Here is a 16,657-nt window from a genome sequence, read left to right on the forward strand (position 1 = left end):
CCCGCGCTCAGGCGCGCAACAACTCGGCCGCCTGCAGCGCGAAGTAGGTCAGCACGCCATCGGCGCCCGCGCGCTTGAAAGCCAGCAAGGACTCCATCATGGTGGCGTCGTGGTCGAGCCAACCGTTCTGGGCGGCGGCCTTGATCATGGCGTACTCGCCACTGACCTGGTAGGCGAAGGTGGGCACGCGGAATTCATCTTTCACCCGGCGCACGATGTCCAGGTAGGGCATGCCGGGCTTGACCATGACCATGTCGGCGCCTTCGGCGATGTCCATGGCCACCTCGCGCAGGGCCTCGTCGCTGTTGGCCGGGTCCATCTGGTAGACCTTCTTGTTGCTCTTGCCCAGGTTGGCGGCCGAGCCCACGGCGTCGCGGAAGGGACCGTAGAAGGCGCTGGCGTACTTGGCGCTGTAGGCCATGATCCGGGTGTGGATCAAATTTTGCGATTCGAGCGCCTGGCGGATGGCGCCGATGCGGCCGTCCATCATGTCGCTGGGGGCCACGATGTCCACGCCGGCCTCGGCCTGGACCAGGGCTTGGCGGGTGAGCACCGCCACGGTCTCGTCGTTCAGGATGTAGCCGGTGTCGTCCAGCAAGCCATCCTGGCCATGGGTGGTGAACGGGTCCAATGCCACGTCCGTCATCACGCCCAGTTCGGGAAAGCGGCGCTTCAGTTCACGCACGGTGCGGGGCACCAGGCCTTCGGGGTTCAGGGCTTCTTGGCCGTCCGGCGTCTTGAGGGCCGGGTCGATGACCGGGAACAGGGCCATCACCGGGATGCCCAGTTTCACGCACTGCTCGGCCTGGGCCCACAAGGCACTTCGGCTCAAACGTTGCACGCCGGGCATGGAGGCAATCTCTTGCACGCCGTCGTCTTGATCCAACACGAAGACCGGGTAGATCAAATCCGCTGAAGTTAGCGCGTGCTCGCGGACCAGGCGGCGTGTGAATTCGTCACGGCGCAGGCGACGGGCGCGGTGATGCGGAAAATGGTGCGTCAGCGACATGCGGAACAAGTTGTGAAAACAGTGTGAAGGAATGCAAAGAGCATAAAAAAACCGGTAGGAATCCCGGGTTTGCGGACATGGGCTAGAGACATGTCGCTGCAAGCCCTCTATAATCGATCCTGAATGATACGCCGCAAGGCCTTCATTCCCTGCTTTTCCTCCCTGAGCAGGTGCCTTACCGTGATGACAGCGTTAAGGCTTCCATAGCCCCGGCCATGCCGGGGCTCTTTTTTTTGTGCGGTCCATGTTGCACCGCGCCATTGACCCAGTCCCTGGCCATAATCAGCCATGCTCTGGATCAAAGCTTTCCACCTTGTTTTCGTCGCCAGCTGGTTCGCTGGGCTGTTCTACCTGCCGCGACTGTTCGTGAACCTGGCCATGGTGCCGAACGACAGCCACGCCGAGCGCGAGCGATTGCTGCTCATGGCGCGCAAGCTGTACCGCTTCATGTCGCTGCTGATGATCCCGGCCTTGCTGCTGGGCCTGATCCTGTGGCTGTATTACGGCATTGGCAAGGGGCCTGGCAACGGCTGGTTGCATGCCAAGCTGCTGCTGGTGATCGGCGCGATCGGTTACCACCATGTCTGCCGCAAGATCCTGCGCGAGTTCGAGCAGCTGAGCAGCCGCCGCACCCACCGCTGGTTGCGCGTGTTCAACGAGGTGTCGGTGCTGGTCTTCGCGCTCATCGTCATCCTCGTGGTGGTCAAGCCTTTCTGAGCCGCTTGGCCGAGCAGGGCTTGCCTTGATGTCGTCACACCGCAGTACCGCCTGGCCGCTCACCTGGGTGGCGGTGGCCCTGATCGTCTACGCCACCCTGTTTCCCCTGACCGGCTGGCATTGGCCCGACCGGCATGTGTTCACCTGGCAGTTGCCCAAGCTGCCGCACGAGGTGCCCTCCGACCTGGTCTCCAACCTGCTGGGTTACCTGCCGCTGGGCCTGATCCTGACGGTGGCCCACCTGCGCAGCGGGCGCAATGCTTTCCTGGCGGCCTTGCTGGCGCTGGCCTCGGGCTCGGCCTTGTCCTATCTGCTGGAGTTGGCGCAGTTCACCGTCCCCAACCGGGTGCCTTCCATTTCCGACTGGGCGCTCAACACCCTGGGCATGGCCTGGGGCGCGCTGGCGGCGGTCACGCTCAATGCCTTGGGCCTGGTCGAGGTGTGGCACCGATTGCGTGAGCGCTGGTTCATCCCGCAGGCGGGCTTTGGCCTGGCCCTGATCTGGATGTGGCCGCTGGGCCTGCTGTTTCCGCCACCCCTGCCCCTGGGCGAGGGCCAGGTCTTGCCGCACCTGTTGATCGGCTTGATGGAGATGACGCGTGACACGCCCTGGCAAGAGTGGGTGCTGCCCGACGATCCGCTGAGCCTGTGGACCGACACCATTTCGACCAGCCAGGACTCCCTGTGGATCCCGGTGCGCGAGGCCACCACGGTGGCGCTGGGGCTGCTGGCGCCCATGTGCGTGGCCTGCGCCCTGGCCCGGCCGCGCAACACCCGCGTCTTCCTGCTGGTGGGCGCGCTGGTGATGGGCGTGGGCGCCACCGCGCTGTCAACGGCCATGAACTTCGGGCCCGAACACGCCCTGACCTGGATGAGCCTGCCCACGGTCACCGGCCTGCTGGTGGGCGCCCTGGGCGGCACCTTGCTGCTGGAACGCAGCCGCACCACCTGCGCGGTGCTGGGCGTGGCCACGCTGGTGGGCCTCATCGCCCTGGTGCACCAGGTGCCTCCCGACCCGTACTACGCCCTGGCGCTCGAATCGTGGGAGCATGGCCGCTTCATCCGCTTCCATGGCCTGTCGCGCTGGTTCGGCATCCTCTGGCCCTTCGTCGCGATGGCCTGGTTGCTGACCCGGATCTTCGGGCGCGAGCGTGACGGCGCGCACTGAGGTGCAAAATCCACCCACCCCACTCATCATCACCCCACGGAGCGTGTCGCATGGTCAAGGTTGTCAAGTTGTTCGGCCAGCAGTTGGAACGGGTCGAACTGAAGGCCTTCGATGAAGCGCACTGCCTGGCCGACCACGCCAAGACCGCCGAGGTGCTGCAGGTGTCCCGCCTGGCCGACCTGGCGGTGGTGCTGATCGCTTACGCGGACGACGTCACCGCCACGACCTACGTCGGCAAGTTCTCGGACTGGACGGGCCCGAAGCTCGACGAGGGCATGAGCCAGATGTCCTCGCCCTGGGACGAGCCCGGCCCGGAGCCCCTGGATTGACGATGACCACTGATTGATTGAAACGATTGCCATGTCCCAGTACTACGAACGCCACATCTTCTTCTGCCTGAACCAGCGCATCAACGGTGAAAGCTCCTGCGGCGACCACGGTGCCCAGGAGGGTTTCGACCACTGCAAGAAGCTGGTCAAGAAAGCCGGCCTGAGCGGCCCCGGCCAGGTGCGCGTCAACAAGGCCGGTTGCCTGGACCGCTGTGCCGGCGGCCCGGTGGCCGTGGTCTACCCGGAAGGCACCTGGTACACCTTCGTCGACCAGTCCGACATCGAGGAGATCGTCGAATCCCACCTCGTCAAGGGTCAGGTCGTCGAGCGCCTGGTGCTGCCACCGGACGTCGGCCGCTGAGTTGGCGCAGAACCCCATGATCGGTCGCCCCGACTCCACCACCATCGACGGCCCGGCCGGCCTGCTCGAAGTCGTGCAGGAAGACCCCGCCACGGCCCCCATCGGCCTGGCCGTGATCGCGCACCCGCATCCGCAGATGGGCGGCACCATGGACAACAAGGTGGTCCACACCTTGTCGCGCGCTTTCGTGATGGCCGGGTGGCGGGCGGTGCGCTTCAACTTCCGGGGCATCGGCCGATCCGAGGGCGGCTGGGATGAAGGCCTGGGCGAGGTCGATGACCTGCTGGCCGTGCTGGCCCACCACCGCGCCGACCCGGCTGTGCAGCCACTGCCCTTGGCCGTGGCCGGTTTTTCCTTCGGCGGCTTCATCGCCGCCAGCGCCAGTGCGCGCCTGCCCGAGCCGCCGAGCGAACTGGTGCTGGTCAGCCCGGCCACGCGCTATGGCGTGCCCACGGTGCCGGCGCACACCCTGGTGGTCCAGGGCGAGCAGGACGACGTCGTGCCCCTGGCCAGCGTGCTCGACTGGGCCCGACCCCAGGCCTTGCCGGTCACCGTGGTGCCGGGCGTGGGCCACTTCTTCCATGGTCAACTCAATGTATTGCGCGACCGGGTGTTGCGGCACCTGCGGGGCGCCCAGGCCTGAGCCCATCTCTTTTTTCCATCCTGAATCGCCCATGTCGTTTTCCTTGTCCCGCCGCGCTTGGCTGACCGCGCTCACTGGCCTGCTGTGTGTCGCCATGCCCGCATGGCCGCAGCCGGCCGCCGTGGCGCCAGTGTTCCCCTTCGCCGCGCCCAGCGCCGCCATGCCGCAGCCGCCCGAACTGGCCGCGCGGGCCTTCATCCTGCAGGACCTGAGCAGCCAGCAGACCCTGGCCGCGCGCAACGCCGACCAGCCCGTCGAGCCGGCGTCCATGACCAAGCTGATGACGGCTTACCTGGTGTTCCAGTCCGTGAAAGCCGGCAAGCTGCAGCTGGCGCAGGAGGTGCCGGTGTCCGAGCGCGCCTGGCGCGTCGGCATCACCGGGGGCTCGCGCAGCTTCCTGGTGGCTGGCAGCCGCGTCAAGGTCGACGACCTGCTCAAGGGCATGACCATCCAGAGCGGCAACGACGCCAGCGTGGCCCTGGCCGAGGCCGTGGGCGGCACGGTCGAGAATTTCGTGGGCATGATGAACCGGCAGGCGCAGGTCTTCGGCCTCAGGGCCACCAGCTTCAAAAACCCCGAAGGCTTGACCGTGGCCGGGCACGCCAGCACCGCGCGCGAGCTGTCGGTCATCGCCCTGCGCCTGGTCACGGACTTCCCCCAATCGCTGCCGTATTACGCGGCCAAGGAGTTCACCTTCGGCGGCATCCGGCAGCCCAACCGCAATTTGCTGCTGTGGCGCGACCCCACGGTCGATGGTCTGAAAACCAGCTACACCGAGACCGCGGGCTACTGCCTGATCGCCACCGCCCAGCGCACCACGCCCGCGGGTCCGCGCCGTCTGCTGAGCGTGGTGGTCGGCGCGACCTCGCCCGAAACCCGTGCCAACGAAAGCCAGAAGCTGCTGAACTGGGGCTATGGCGCCTTCGACATGGTGCGCCTGTTCGACGCCAACCAGGCCGTGACCACGGCGCCGGTCTGGAAGGGCCAGTCGTCCACCGTGCGCCTGGGCCGAGTCGCCCCGGTCATGGTGGTGGTGCCGCGCGGCCAGGCTGCCGGCCTGAAAGCCACCGTCAGCCGCAACGACCCCTTGCTGGCTCCCTTGACCCAAGGGCAGGCCGTCGGCACGCTCAAGGTCACCCTGGCCGGGCAACCCTGGCAGGATGTCGCCCTGCACACCCTGGAGGCCGTGCCCAGCGCCGGCTGGTTCGGCCGCCTGTGGGATGCCATCCGCCTGGGCGTCAAGTAATCGTAGGAGTATTCGCATGAACCCACCCGCTGGTCCCCAAACCCCGCCCGAGATCCCGCCCGAAGAGTCGCTGATCAAGTACCCCTGCGCCTTCCCGATCAAGGTCATGGGCCTGCACGAGCCGCCCTTCGTCGAAACCATGGTGGCGCTGGCCGTGCATCACGACCCGAACTTCGACGCCAAGACCCTGGAATTGCGCCCCAGCAGTTCCGGCAAATACATGGGGCTGACCATCACGGTCAACGCCACCAGCCGCGAGCACCTGGACGGCATCTACCGGGCTTTCACGGGCCACCCCCTGGTCAAGTACGTGCTCTGAAGGGGCCTCACCCCCACGGCATACAATCGAATGGATTTGGCCCGCCTTCGTGGCCGTCCGTTTGAAGGATTTTCACCGTGTTCATTTCCGACGCTTTCGCCCAAGCCGCAGCCCCCGCCGCCAGCGGTCCTGCCGGCCTGCTCAACAGCATGTTGCTGCCGATCGTGATGATCGTGGTCCTGTACTTCGTCATGATCCGCCCCCAGATGAAGCGCCAGAAGGAGACCAAGGCCATGCTCGACAGCCTGGCCAAGGGCGACGAAGTCGTCACGCAAGGCGGCGTGATCGGCAAGATCAGCAAGCTGGGCGAAACCTTCGCCACCGTCGAAGTGGCCAATGGCGTCGAACTGCAGGTGCAGCGCTCGGCCATCGTCCAGGTCTTGCCCAAGGGCAGCTACAAGTAAATAAATCGCAGGATTTCAAACATGAACCGCTACCCCTGGTGGAAGCACCTGATCATCGCCATCGCCTTGTTCGTTGGCCTGATCTACACCTTGCCCAACTTCTTTGGCGAGGCGCCGGCCGTGCAGCTGTCCAGTGGCAAGTCCACGGTCAAGATCGACGACGGCGCGCGTGCCAAGGTGGAGTCCGCCCTCCAGGACGCCAAGATCACACCTGACTTCATCGAGTTCGACGGCAATTCCATCAAGGCGCGGTTCGCCGACACCGACACCCAGCTCAAGGCGCGTGACGTGCTCGGCCGGGCCTTCAACCCCGACCCGAAGGACGAGCGCTACATCGTGGCGCTGAACCTGGTGTCGCGTTCGCCGCACTGGCTGCGCACCCTGCACGCCAACCCCATGTTCCTGGGCCTGGACCTGCGCGGTGGCGTGCACTTCCTGATGCAGGTCGACATGAAGGGCGCGCTCACGCAGAAGATCGAAAGCCTCACCGGCGACATGCGCAGCCTGCTGCGCGACAAGGACATCCGCCATGGCGGCATCCGTCGTGACGACCAGGTCATCACCGTGCGCTTCCACGACGAGGCCACGCGCGGCAAGGCCCGCAACGTGCTGCTGGACAGCCTGCCCGACCTGCAGTGGACCGACGGCACCGACACCGATGGCAGCGGCGACCCGACCCTGGTCGGCCGTTTGAAGCCCCAATCCGAGCGCACCATCCAGGAAAACGCGCTCAAGCAGAACATCACCACCCTGCACAACCGGATCAATGAACTCGGCGTGTCCGAGCCCATCATCCAGCAGCAGGGCCTGGACCGCGTGGTCGTGCAGTTGCCTGGCGTGCAGGACACGGCCAAGGCCAAGGACATCATCGGCCGCACCGCCACGCTCGAAGTGCGCATGGTCGACGACAGCACCGAGGCCCACGCGGCCTTGGCCGGCGGCAACGTGCCCTTCGGCACCGAGAAGTTCACCGACCGCCAGGGCGTGCCCCTGATCGCCAAGCGCCAGGTGGTGCTGACCGGCGACAACCTGACCGACGCGCAACCCGGTTTCGACGAGAACCACGAAGCCGCCGTGCACCTGACGCTGGACGCCCGTGGCGCGCGCATCTTCAAGGACGTGACCCGCGAAAGCATCGGCAAGCGCATGGCCATCATCCTGTTCGAGAAGGGCAAGGGCGAGGTCGTGACGGCCCCGGTCATCCGCTCTGAAATCTCGGGTGGCCGTGTGCAGATCTCGGGCAGCATGAAGGGCGACGAAGCCGCCGACACCGCGCTGCTGCTGCGCGCCGGTTCGCTGGCCGCGCCCATGGAAATCATCGAAGAGCGCACCGTCGGCCCCAGCCTGGGCGCTGCCAACATCGAGCAAGGCTTCAAGAGCCTGCTGTATGGCTTTTGCGCCATCGCCGTCTTCATGATGGCGTACTACCTGCTGTTCGGCGTGTTCTCGACGCTGGCGCTGGCCATCAACCTGCTGCTGCTGGTGGCGGTGCTGTCCATGCTGCAGGCCACCTTGACCTTGCCCGGCATCGCGGCCATCGCCTTGACCCTGGGCATGGCCATCGACTCCAACGTGTTGATCAACGAGCGTGTGCGTGAAGAGCTGCGCAACGGCGCCGCGCCGCAGTCGGCCATCCAGGCCGGCTACGAGCACGCCTGGGCCACCATCCTGGACTCGAACGTCACCACCCTGATCGTGGGCCTGGCCTTGCTGATGTTCGGCTCGGGGCCGGTCAAGGGCTTCGCGGTGGTGCACTGCCTGGGCATCCTCACCTCGATGTTCTCGGCGGTGTTCTTCTCGCGTGGCCTGGTCAACCTTTGGTACGGCCGTCAGAAGAAGCTCAAGAGCGTGTCCATTGGTCAAGTCTGGAAGGCCGCCGCCAAGCCCGGCGCCCTGTCGACCGACGTCGACGTCCTGGACCAATGACCCCCCGCACCCCCTGAAGGACACTCGCCATGGAATTTTTCCGCATCAAGCGCGACATCCCGTTCATGCGGCATGCGCTGATTTTCAACCTCATCTCGTTCCTGACCTTTGCCGCCGCCGTGTTTTTCCTGGCCACGCGGGGCCTTCACCTGTCGATCGAGTTCACCGGCGGTTCGGTCATCGAGGTGCAGTACGCCCAGAGCGCCGACCTTGAGAAGGTGCGCCATTCGGTGGATGCGCTGGGTTATGGCGAAGTGCAGGTGCAAAACTTCGGCACCTCGCGCGATGTGCTGATCCGCCTGCCCCTGCGCGGCAGCATGAAGCAAGCCGAGGTGGTCGAAAAGGTGTTCGGCACCTTGTGCGCCGCCGAAAAAGGCGCGGTGACCATGTTGGCGCCTTCGCCAGGCCACCCCTCGTCCACCCAGGCTTGCCAGGTGGCGGGCCAGACCAGCCTGACCTTGCAGCGCAGCGAGTTCGTCGGCCCTCAGGTGGGCAGCGAACTGGCCCGCGATGGCGCCCTGGCGCTGGGCGTGTCGGTGCTGGGCATCATGATCTACCTGGCCTTCCGCTTCGAGTGGAAGTTCTCGGTGGCGGCCATCTTCGCCAACCTGCACGACGTGGTCATCATCCTGGGCTTTTTCGCCTTCTTCCAGTGGGAGTTCTCACTGTCGGTGTTGGCGGCCGTGCTGGCAGTGCTGGGTTATTCGGTCAACGAATCGGTCGTGATCTTCGACCGGATCCGTGAAACCTTCCGCCGCTACCGCAAGCTCAACACATCGCAGGTCATCGACCACGCCATCACCAGCACCATGAGCCGCACCATCATCACCCACGGCTCGACCCAGATGATGGTGGTGTCCATGCTGATCTTCGGCGGCCCGACCTTGCACTACTTCGCCGTGGCCCTGACCATCGGCATCTTGTTTGGTATCTATTCGTCCGTGTTCGTGGCGGCGGCCATCGCCATGTGGCTGGGTGTGACCCGTGAAGACCTCATGAAAAGCACCAAGAAAGACGTCGATCCCAACGACCCGAACTCCGGAGCCGTGGTGTAGAGTTGGTCAACCATGAATACCCGGCCAGGGAGTCCAGGCCGGGTCCTGCGGATCAACCGACCACATGTCATCCATAGGCTCTTCGCGTGCATTGGCCATCACGGCCCGAAAAACCTATTTGGAAACCCTCCTGAGGGGTGCCTCCGGGCTGATCCACGCCTGTGCCAATGGCGCCAAGCTGCTGGCCTCGCAAACCGCCGAGCCTGGCCTTTACATGCGCCGCCGCGACCTGGTGCTCGACATGCCCGTCAGCCTGGACGCCTGGCAGCGCGGCCTTGAACAACGCATCCAGTCCGCCCTGACGGCGGTGCGCCTGGCCCGTCCTCTGGACACCAAGCCCGTCGGGCAACTGGGGGCCGACTTCACCCTGGTGGAAGACAGCGCGGTCGAGCAGGACATGATGGCGTCACGCCTGGGCCAGTCCATCGCGGACAAGGCTGGCTGGGAATACACCGACCTGTGTTCGCGCCTGAACGCCCTCGAAGCCGGGGGCGCCAACAACCCCGATCCCGCCGGCGACGTGCTGCGCCCCCAGGTCCTGGCGCGCTGGCTGATCGACAGCTGGACCGACGCCGGCCTGGGCGCGGCCCACTGGATGACCTTGCAGACCGTGCTCCACGACGAGGCCACGCACCTGGCCCAGGAGGGCTACCACGACGCCAACCACGTGCTGCTGGACCATGGCGTCAAGCCCGAGATCGACCTGCGTCCTTTCATCCGGCGCACCAAGGACACCGGCGTGGCCCCGGCCATCCAGAAAGCCACCAGTTCCTACGTGAGCGGCAGCGCGGGCATTGGCGCCTCCATGCCCGGCACCCGCCAAGCGCAGCATTCTTCGCCCATGGTGCATTCGGGCATGGGCACGCCTTCGCAGATCGGCGGCAACAGCGGTTTGCAGCCCATGGGCAGCGCCCACGAAGAAACCCGGCTGATGACGCAGACGCCGGCCCTGCGGCGTTCGGCGGTGCCGGCCCAGGCCGTGCTGGGCAAGCTCAACCAGTTCGTGTCCAACAGGGTGCCGGGCTTTGTGCCCACCCAGGTGATGAGCGGTGGTGCCAATGTGGTCGTGGGTGTGGTGGCCCCGGCCTTGGGGCAGGCCATCCAGGACGCCAGCCAGGTGGTGCGTCGCCACGCCGAGGCCGATTCGGAAGCGCGCGCTGTCACGACACCCGCGGCCTTGCTGCAAGACCTTCAGGAGAGCAAGCGTGCCCTCAAGCAGGCGGCCAGCACGCCCAACGAGCGTGCCATCATCGAGATCGTGGCCCTGCTGTTCCAGAGCATCCTGACCGAAGAGCGCCTGCCGGCGGCCATCCGCGTCTGGTTCGCCCGCCTGCAGATGCCGGTGTTGCGCGTGGCGGTCACCGAACCCGATTTCTTCGCCACCATCGACCACCCGGCGCGCGCCCTGATCGACCGCATGGGGGCCTGTGTCATGGGCTTCGCCGCCAAGACGCGCGAGCAGGAAGACACCCTGCCCGGCGAGATCAAGCGCATCGTGCAAGTGGTCGAAGCCTACCCCGACACCGGGCGGCGGGTGTTCCAGACCGTGCTGGTCGAGTTCGAGAAATTCCTCGAACGTTATTTCCGTGACGAGAACGAGTCCAGCCGCAAGGGCGTGTCCCTGGCGCAGCAAGTCGAGCAGCGCGAGACCTGGGCCATCCAGTACACCATCGAACTGCGCAAGATGCTGGCGGACGTGCCCGTGCACGAGGGCGTGCGCGAGTTCCTGTTCCGCGTCTGGGCCGATGTGCTGGCGCACAGCGCGGTGCAGACCAGCCCGTCCAGCGAAGAAACGAAGGTGCTCAAGCGCGCCGCCGCCGACCTGATCTGGTCGGCCAGCGCCAAGCATTCGCGCGAAGACCGCGCCGACGTGCTGCGCCGCCTGCCGCCCTTGCTCAAGACCGTTCGCGAGGGCATGGCGCGGGGCGGCATGTCGGTCGAAAAGCAGGACGAACACGTCCACGAGCTCAACACCGCGCTGGCGGCGGCCTTCTCGGCGCGCTCCGCCACGATCTCGTCGGCCCACCTCAAGGAAGTCACCGAGCGCCTGGAAGCGCTGGACGACATCCTGCCCAACTTGGCCGAGGTCGAACTGGACGCGCAAACCCTGCGCGACCTGTCCGGCCATGAAAGCAGCGACCTGGAGGTGGTGGCCGAAGGCGGCACCATGCCCACGCCGGCCATGATGGCCTGGGCGCGCGAGCTCCAGATCGGCGCCTGGTTCCAGCTCGACTACCGGGGCACGCAAGAGTCCGTGCAGTTCGCCTGGTCCGGGCTGCAGAAGCAGTTGGCGCTGTTCGTCACGCCGCAAGGGCGGGGTGTGCTGTTCCAGTTGCACCGCCTGGCGGCCTTCCTGCAGGCGGGCTTGCTGGTGCCGGTCGAGGACGAGTCCCTCACCGTGCGGGCCACGCGCGAGGCCCTGGCCAAGCTGGACGCCGATCCGGCGAGGTTGCTGAACTGACGATTACAATCCGGCCGGTGTCTATGACACGTGTCGACAACATCAGGGCGGACATGACATTCAAATCAATTGTGCTGGCGGCGCTGGCTTCCACGGTATCGAGCTTGGCCATGGCAGACATGTACACGCTCGACCTGTCTGCGCCGGGCGATCGGCTCCTGGTCGTGGATTCACAGACCCACTTGGCCTGGTTGAACCTGAACAAGACCGCGGGACTGTCACTGGACCAAGTGGCCGCAGCCGGGTGGTTCGACCAGGGCTTCAGTTTGGCGACCCAGGCGCAGGTGGACACTTTGATGGCGGCGGTTTCACGCATCCCGTCCCTGGGCTTGCTGGGTGGCCAGCTCGTCTACAACTCCGCCTCCGGTGTGGAATGGTGGACGCCCAGGCTGACCGGTGCCATTGCGGGGAATTTCCTGGCTGAAGGCGGCTCGATCCCGGTCAAGAGCTTCGAGTATGGCCCCGTCCTCACGCCACCGCAAGGCAGTGAAACCGTGCCGGGCGACCGCGGGTGGTATTGGCCGGGTGAATTGGGAACTCCCTTGAGAGAGACGGTGGCGGCCAGCTACGAAGTCTTCATCAGCACGACGGCCACCTGGCTCAGCACGCAGGACAGCACGCCCGGTGCGGGCGTTTTCCTGGTCAAGACGCTGTCCGCCGTGCCCGAACCCGCCACCTGGCTGTTGATGGGCGTGGGCCTGGTGGGCTTGTTCGCCGCGTCGCGTCGCCGTCAACCCGGCTGATTCTTCGCCGTGGCCGCGATGCGCGCCAGTGCATCCTTGGCCGCACTGTCCCGGCTGTGCTCCATCAGCAGCGCTTCAAAAGCCGGCTCGGCCATCGGCCGCGCCAGGAAATAGCCCTGGCATTCGTCGCAGCCATGCGCCTTCAGGAAGGCGTTCTGCGCTTCGGTTTCCACGCCTTCGGCCACGATGCCCACCTCCAGCCGGTGCGCCATGGCGATCATCGCGGCGGCCAGGCGGCTGTCGCCGGGTGAGTTCGGCACATTGCTCAGGAAAGACCGGTCCATCTTGAGCCGGTCCACTGGCAGTTCGCGCAGGTAAGAGAAGCTCGAATAGCCCACACCGAAGTCGTCGATGGCAACGCCCACGCCCAGCGAACGCAGTTGCGTCAGCACGGCGGCGGCGCGCAGCGATTCGCGCACGACCACGCTTTCGGTGATCTCCAGTTCCAGCGCGGTGGGCGGCAGGCCGGTTTCCTTCAACACCCGGTCCACCACCTCGACGATGTCGGGCTGGTCCAGCTGGATGGCCGACAGGTTCACGGCGATGCGCATGGGCCAGCCACTGCGTTCGCGCCAGGCCTGCGCCTTCTGGCAGGCGCGGCGCAGCACCCATTCGCCCATGGGCACGATCAGGCCGGTCTCTTCGGCCAAGGGGATGAAGTCACCGGGGGGCACCAGCTTGCCGCCATGCTCCCAGCGGATCAGAGCCTCGGCGCCGGTGATGCGGCCGGTCATGCAGTCGAACTGGGGCTGGAAGTGCAGGCGCAACTCGTCGCGTTCCTGCGCCTTGTAGAGGTCGTTCTCCAGGCGCAGGGTGTCCAGCGTGGGCGACTCCATGTGCTCGGTGTACATCTGCACGCGGTTGCGGCCGTGGCTCTTGGCTTGGTACATGGCCAGGTCGGCGTGGCGCATCAGCGTGATGGCGTCGTTGCCGTGCGCGGGGTAGATCACCAGGCCGATGCTGGGCGTGACGCGCAACTCGTGCGGGCCCACGCGCAAGGGCTCGGCGAAGATGTCCAGCAACTTTTGCGCGACCACGTTGCCATCTTCGGGCAAGGCGATGCGCGGCAGCATCACCACGAACTCGTCGCCGCCCAGACGCGCCACGATGTCGGAGGTGCGCATCTCGGAGCGCAATCGGCGCGCCACCTCGATCAGCACGCTGTCGCCGATGTGGTGGCCCAGCGTGTCGTTGATCTTCTTGAAGCGGTCCAGGTCCAGGAACATCAGCGCCAGGCTGTTGCCATCGCGCTCGGCCAGGGTCACCGAGGCCTTGAGCTGCTCCTGCAGCATGTTGCGGTTGGGCAGGCCCGTGAGCGAATCGTGCAGGGCCAGGTGTTGCAGCTGGCTTTCGGCTTCGCGGCGCGAAGTCACGTCGGACGCCATGGCCAGGTAGCCGGTCATCTCGTCCACCTCGTTGCGCAGGATGGTGACGGTGATCTCGGCGGTCAGGTGGCGGCCGTCCGAGCGCACCAGGGTCCACTCGCTGGGCAGCCCGGGCGATTCCTGCGCCAGGTGCGACAACACCTGCATGTGTTCCACCGGGCGGTTCAGGCGCAGGGCCAGCATGCGGGCGCGTTCGCCGACCTCGTCGGGCTCGAAGAAGCGCTCGGCGGTGCTTTTGCCGATCAGCTCGTTCGAGCGGTAGCCCAGCAGCGCTTCGCCTGCCGGGTTCACCGTCTGGATGATGCCGTGGCGGTTGAGCACGAAGATGGCGTAAGGCGCGTTGTGCACGATGACGCGGCGCATCTCGTCCACCTCGTTGAGCTGGCGGTGCGCTTCCTGGATCGATTGCTCGGCCTGGTATTCGGAACTCAGGTCGCGCAGGATGCCGACGTACTGCTTCTCGCCATCGACCTCCATGTGGCTGATGGCGAGGTCCAGCGGCACGAGGTGGCCATCCTGGTGGCGGCCTTCCACGCGGTGGCCCACGCCATCGAAGCTCATCTGCTGGGTTTGCAGGAAGTCTTCCATGGCTTGGTCCAGGCCATGGCTGCGGATGCCGGGGATCAATTTGCTCAGGGGCTGGCCGACCATCTGCGCCGCCTCGTGCCCGAACACGCGGCTGATGGCGGCATTGACCGACTGCACGATGCCGGCCTCGTTCACGGTGACGATGCCGTCCACGGTGTTGTCGATCACCGAGCGCAGGTGTTTCTCGCTGGACACGGCCTGGCTGGCCAGGCGCCCGGCCATGCGCGCGGCCTGACCGTACTGCGTGGCGAACCCGCGCAAGGCCAGGCCCAGGCCAGCGGTGACGAACAGGCCGCTGAACAGCAAGGCCAAAGGGTAGCGCTGCCAGAGTGCATCGACCGGCGGGCGGACCATGGTCAGTTCCCAGCGGCGGCCGGCCACCTCCACGGTCTGCAGTCGGTGGTCGGCGTCCGCCACGGGGCCGGTGGGCTTGAAGGCCGTCGGGGACAGCTTGGCCGTGTCGAACAACAGTTGCGGCGTCGCGGGCGTCATGCTGCGTTCGGCTGGCCCCACGTCGCGCACCACCCACTGGCCCAGAGCCCAATCATCGGGGTTGACGATGACGCCCAAGATGGATTCGGCCTGGAAGGCGGCGCCGATCTGGCCGATGAAGGCCGCCTGGCGTTGCTCGACGGTGGCCAGCGGGCTGTGCGGCTTGTAGATGGGCGCGCGGATGACGAAGCCCAAGGCCTGGCTGTCGCCGGACACCAGGGTGAGGGGCGCGGAGGCCATGGGCTTGCCCGTGTCCCGTGCCAGCTGCGTGGTTTCGCGCCGGTTGGCTTCGTGGATCTGGTCGTAGCCCAGGATGTTGTCGTTGTGGGCGGCTGGCTCGACGTAAGTCACCGCCATGTACTCGGCGCGTTGGCCGGGCGGGTGGATGGCGTAGCCCGGGTTGCCCTGGTCGTTCAAGCTCTTGTCCGCGCGCACGGACGCTTCGAACGCGGCCTTCTGGTCGTGCGGCACCCGCCGGGCAAACTGCACGGCCACCAGGCCGGGGTAGCCGCTGTCCACGTCCAGGCTCAGGAAGTGGCGGTGAAAATCATCCCGCGACACCGCGTCGGTGGACAGGAACAGGGCTTGGAAGCTGCCCACCAGGTTGACGTAGTAAACCAGGGCTTCGCTGAGCCGGTGGGTGCTTTCCATCGAGGCGCGGTTGAAGCGGTCATCCGCATTGCGTTGCACCTCCTTGGCCGCCTGCTGCCAGGCGAGCAGGCTCAAGCAGACACCCACGACCAAAGTGACCCGGGACAGCAAGGTCCATCGGTCCGACCAGCGGGTGACTTGATCCAGCGTTTGATCCATGCCGTGTTGTCCTTGTCCTGGTGTGGCAGACGTGGCCCTCGACAAGGCGAAGGCTCGGTCTAAGGACTATCGGACGCAATCACGGGCGCTTGAACCGAAAACCGGTCCTAGGTCACGGCTTGGCGAGGTATGGCGGCCTTAAGCCGCGCCGCGAGCCATCGCCATCAAACGTTGAACGCGCTCATCGGTCGAAGGGTGCGTGGAGAACAAGCCGCGCAAACCGCCCCCCGACAGCGGGTTCATGATCATCATCTGGGCGGTCTCAGGATGCTGCTCGGCCGCGGCCATGGGCATGCCTTGCGCGTAGTGGTGGATTTTTTGCAGGGCGCTCGCCAGGGCGTGCGGGTCGCCGCTGATCTCGGCTCCGCCCCGGTCGGCCTCGAATTCGCGGGCGCGGCTGATCGCCATCTGGATCAGGCTGGCGGCCAGGGGCGCCAGCAAGGCCACGGCGATGCCGGCGATCGGGTTGTGCGGGCGGCCTTCGGAATCACGGCCGCCGAAGAACATCGCAAAGTTCGCCAGCATCGAGATGGCACCGGCCATGGTGGCACTGATGGTGCTGATCAAAATGTCGCGGTGCTTGACGTGGGCCAACTCGTGCGCCATGACGCCGCGCAACTCGCGCTCGGTCAGCACGTTCAGGATGCCGGTGGTGGCCGCCACGGCCGCGTTGTCCGGGTTGCGGCCCGTGGCAAACGCGTTGGGGGCCGACTCGTCGATCAGGTAAACGCGCGGCATGGGCAACTGGGCGCGCTGGGCCAGTTCCTGGACCATGCCGTAAAAGCGGGGCGCGGTGGTGGCATCGACCTCGCGCGCGTTGTACATCTTCAGCACCATGGTGTCGCTGAACCAGTAGCTGAAGAAGTTCATGCCCACGGCCACCAGCAACGCCACCATCATGCCGGTGCGTCCGCCAACCATCCCGCCAATGGCCATGAACAAGGCCGTGATGGCGGCCATCAGAACAGCGGTTTTCAGGATGTTGAACATGGAGAGGTCCT

General features: G+C 66.0%; 15 protein-coding genes. 12 read left to right on the top strand and 3 right to left on the bottom strand.

All coding sequences use genetic code 11. From position 1 onward, the window contains the following. Positions 1-7: 7 nt before the first annotated feature. Positions 8-1,009, bottom strand: a complete 1,002-nt coding sequence (gene hemB / locus ACREB4_RS00130) for a porphobilinogen synthase (RefSeq protein ID WP_431586149.1) — start codon at positions 1,007-1,009, stop codon at positions 8-10. Positions 1,010-1,297: 288 nt separating this feature from the next. Between hemB and ACREB4_RS00135 the strand changes: the two genes are divergently transcribed. From ACREB4_RS00135 to ACREB4_RS00190, 12 genes are all read left to right on the top strand, one after another. After that, entirely contained in the window at positions 1,298-1,726 is a 429-nt protein-coding gene (locus tag ACREB4_RS00135; protein WP_431586150.1) for a CopD family protein, read from the top strand. A 28-nt stretch (positions 1,727-1,754) separates the two neighbouring features. Next, on the top strand, positions 1,755-2,894 hold the full coding sequence (locus ACREB4_RS00140; RefSeq protein WP_431586151.1) for a VanZ family protein: 1,140 nt from the start codon (positions 1,755-1,757) through the stop codon (positions 2,892-2,894). 50 nt (positions 2,895-2,944) lie between these two features. Next, the gene (locus tag ACREB4_RS00145; RefSeq protein ID WP_431586152.1) at positions 2,945-3,223 is read left to right on the top strand and encodes a hypothetical protein; all 279 of its coding nucleotides are present in this window, start codon (positions 2,945-2,947) and stop codon (positions 3,221-3,223) included. A gap of 31 nt (positions 3,224-3,254) precedes the next feature. Continuing rightward, on the top strand, positions 3,255-3,584 hold the full coding sequence (locus ACREB4_RS00150; protein WP_431586153.1) for a (2Fe-2S) ferredoxin domain-containing protein: 330 nt from the start codon (positions 3,255-3,257) through the stop codon (positions 3,582-3,584). A gap of 16 nt (positions 3,585-3,600) precedes the next feature. Then, the gene (locus ACREB4_RS00155; RefSeq protein ID WP_431586154.1) at positions 3,601-4,227 is read left to right on the top strand and encodes an alpha/beta hydrolase; all 627 of its coding nucleotides are present in this window, start codon (positions 3,601-3,603) and stop codon (positions 4,225-4,227) included. 94 nt (positions 4,228-4,321) lie between these two features. Beyond that, a complete protein-coding gene (locus ACREB4_RS00160) occupies positions 4,322-5,473 on the top strand; it encodes a D-alanyl-D-alanine carboxypeptidase family protein (protein ID WP_431586400.1) in 1,152 nt (383 codons plus the stop codon). Between the two features lie 16 nt (positions 5,474-5,489). Continuing rightward, positions 5,490-5,792, top strand: a complete 303-nt coding sequence (locus ACREB4_RS00165; RefSeq protein ID WP_431586155.1) for a YbeD family protein — start codon at positions 5,490-5,492, stop codon at positions 5,790-5,792. Positions 5,793-5,869: 77 nt separating this feature from the next. Then, the gene (gene yajC, locus ACREB4_RS00170) at positions 5,870-6,196 is read left to right on the top strand and encodes a preprotein translocase subunit YajC (protein ID WP_230177251.1); all 327 of its coding nucleotides are present in this window, start codon (positions 5,870-5,872) and stop codon (positions 6,194-6,196) included. A 21-nt stretch (positions 6,197-6,217) separates the two neighbouring features. Then, the gene (gene secD, locus ACREB4_RS00175; RefSeq protein WP_431586156.1) at positions 6,218-8,122 is read left to right on the top strand and encodes a protein translocase subunit SecD; all 1,905 of its coding nucleotides are present in this window, start codon (positions 6,218-6,220) and stop codon (positions 8,120-8,122) included. Positions 8,123-8,151: 29 nt separating this feature from the next. Next, positions 8,152-9,177, top strand: coding sequence for a protein translocase subunit SecF (gene secF / locus ACREB4_RS00180; RefSeq protein ID WP_431586157.1), 1,026 nt, complete (start codon positions 8,152-8,154; stop codon positions 9,175-9,177). 64 nt (positions 9,178-9,241) lie between these two features. Further along, complete coding sequence (locus tag ACREB4_RS00185; RefSeq protein ID WP_431586158.1) at positions 9,242-11,638, top strand: DUF1631 family protein; 2,397 nt, start codon at positions 9,242-9,244, stop codon at positions 11,636-11,638. A 53-nt stretch (positions 11,639-11,691) separates the two neighbouring features. Next, positions 11,692-12,381, top strand: a complete 690-nt coding sequence (locus ACREB4_RS00190; protein ID WP_431586159.1) for a PEP-CTERM sorting domain-containing protein — start codon at positions 11,692-11,694, stop codon at positions 12,379-12,381. On the opposite strand, the gene ACREB4_RS00195 is transcribed toward ACREB4_RS00190, so the two are convergent. Together ACREB4_RS00195 and htpX are read right to left on the bottom strand one after the other, a co-directional pair. Beyond that, complete coding sequence (locus ACREB4_RS00195) at positions 12,369-15,656, bottom strand: bifunctional diguanylate cyclase/phosphodiesterase (protein ID WP_431586160.1); 3,288 nt, start codon at positions 15,654-15,656, stop codon at positions 12,369-12,371. The two genes, ACREB4_RS00190 and ACREB4_RS00195, sit on opposite strands and share 13 nt — an antisense overlap. 138 nt (positions 15,657-15,794) lie before the next feature. Then, entirely contained in the window at positions 15,795-16,646 is an 852-nt protein-coding gene (gene htpX / locus ACREB4_RS00200) for a zinc metalloprotease HtpX (RefSeq protein WP_431586161.1), read from the bottom strand. Positions 16,647-16,657: the final 11 nt, after the last annotated feature.

This window comes from Aquabacterium sp. (genome assembly GCF_050725395.1).
Taxonomy (GTDB): Bacteria; Pseudomonadota; Gammaproteobacteria; order Burkholderiales; family Burkholderiaceae_C; genus Aquabacterium.

Bases quoted from the DNA above. Each gene is read 5' to 3' on its own strand.
- hemB (WP_431586149.1), bottom strand. From the start codon at position 1,009: ATGTCGCTGACGCACCATTTTCCGCATCACCGCGCCCGTCGCCTGCGC.
- ACREB4_RS00135 (WP_431586150.1), top strand. From the start codon at position 1,298: ATGCTCTGGATCAAAGCTTTCCACCTTGTTTTCGTCGCCAGCTGGTTC.
- ACREB4_RS00140 (WP_431586151.1), top strand. From the start codon at position 1,755: ATGTCGTCACACCGCAGTACCGCCTGGCCGCTCACCTGGGTGGCGGTG.
- ACREB4_RS00145 (WP_431586152.1), top strand. From the start codon at position 2,945: ATGGTCAAGGTTGTCAAGTTGTTCGGCCAGCAGTTGGAACGGGTCGAA.
- ACREB4_RS00150 (WP_431586153.1), top strand. From the start codon at position 3,255: ATGTCCCAGTACTACGAACGCCACATCTTCTTCTGCCTGAACCAGCGC.
- ACREB4_RS00155 (WP_431586154.1), top strand. From the start codon at position 3,601: ATGATCGGTCGCCCCGACTCCACCACCATCGACGGCCCGGCCGGCCTG.
- ACREB4_RS00160 (WP_431586400.1), top strand. From the start codon at position 4,322: ATGCCCGCATGGCCGCAGCCGGCCGCCGTGGCGCCAGTGTTCCCCTTC.
- ACREB4_RS00165 (WP_431586155.1), top strand. From the start codon at position 5,490: ATGAACCCACCCGCTGGTCCCCAAACCCCGCCCGAGATCCCGCCCGAA.
- secD (WP_431586156.1), top strand. From the start codon at position 6,218: ATGAACCGCTACCCCTGGTGGAAGCACCTGATCATCGCCATCGCCTTG.
- secF (WP_431586157.1), top strand. From the start codon at position 8,152: ATGGAATTTTTCCGCATCAAGCGCGACATCCCGTTCATGCGGCATGCG.
- ACREB4_RS00185 (WP_431586158.1), top strand. From the start codon at position 9,242: ATGTCATCCATAGGCTCTTCGCGTGCATTGGCCATCACGGCCCGAAAA.
- ACREB4_RS00190 (WP_431586159.1), top strand. From the start codon at position 11,692: ATGACATTCAAATCAATTGTGCTGGCGGCGCTGGCTTCCACGGTATCG.
- ACREB4_RS00195 (WP_431586160.1), bottom strand. From the start codon at position 15,656: ATGGATCAAACGCTGGATCAAGTCACCCGCTGGTCGGACCGATGGACC.
- htpX (WP_431586161.1), bottom strand. From the start codon at position 16,646: ATGTTCAACATCCTGAAAACCGCTGTTCTGATGGCCGCCATCACGGCC.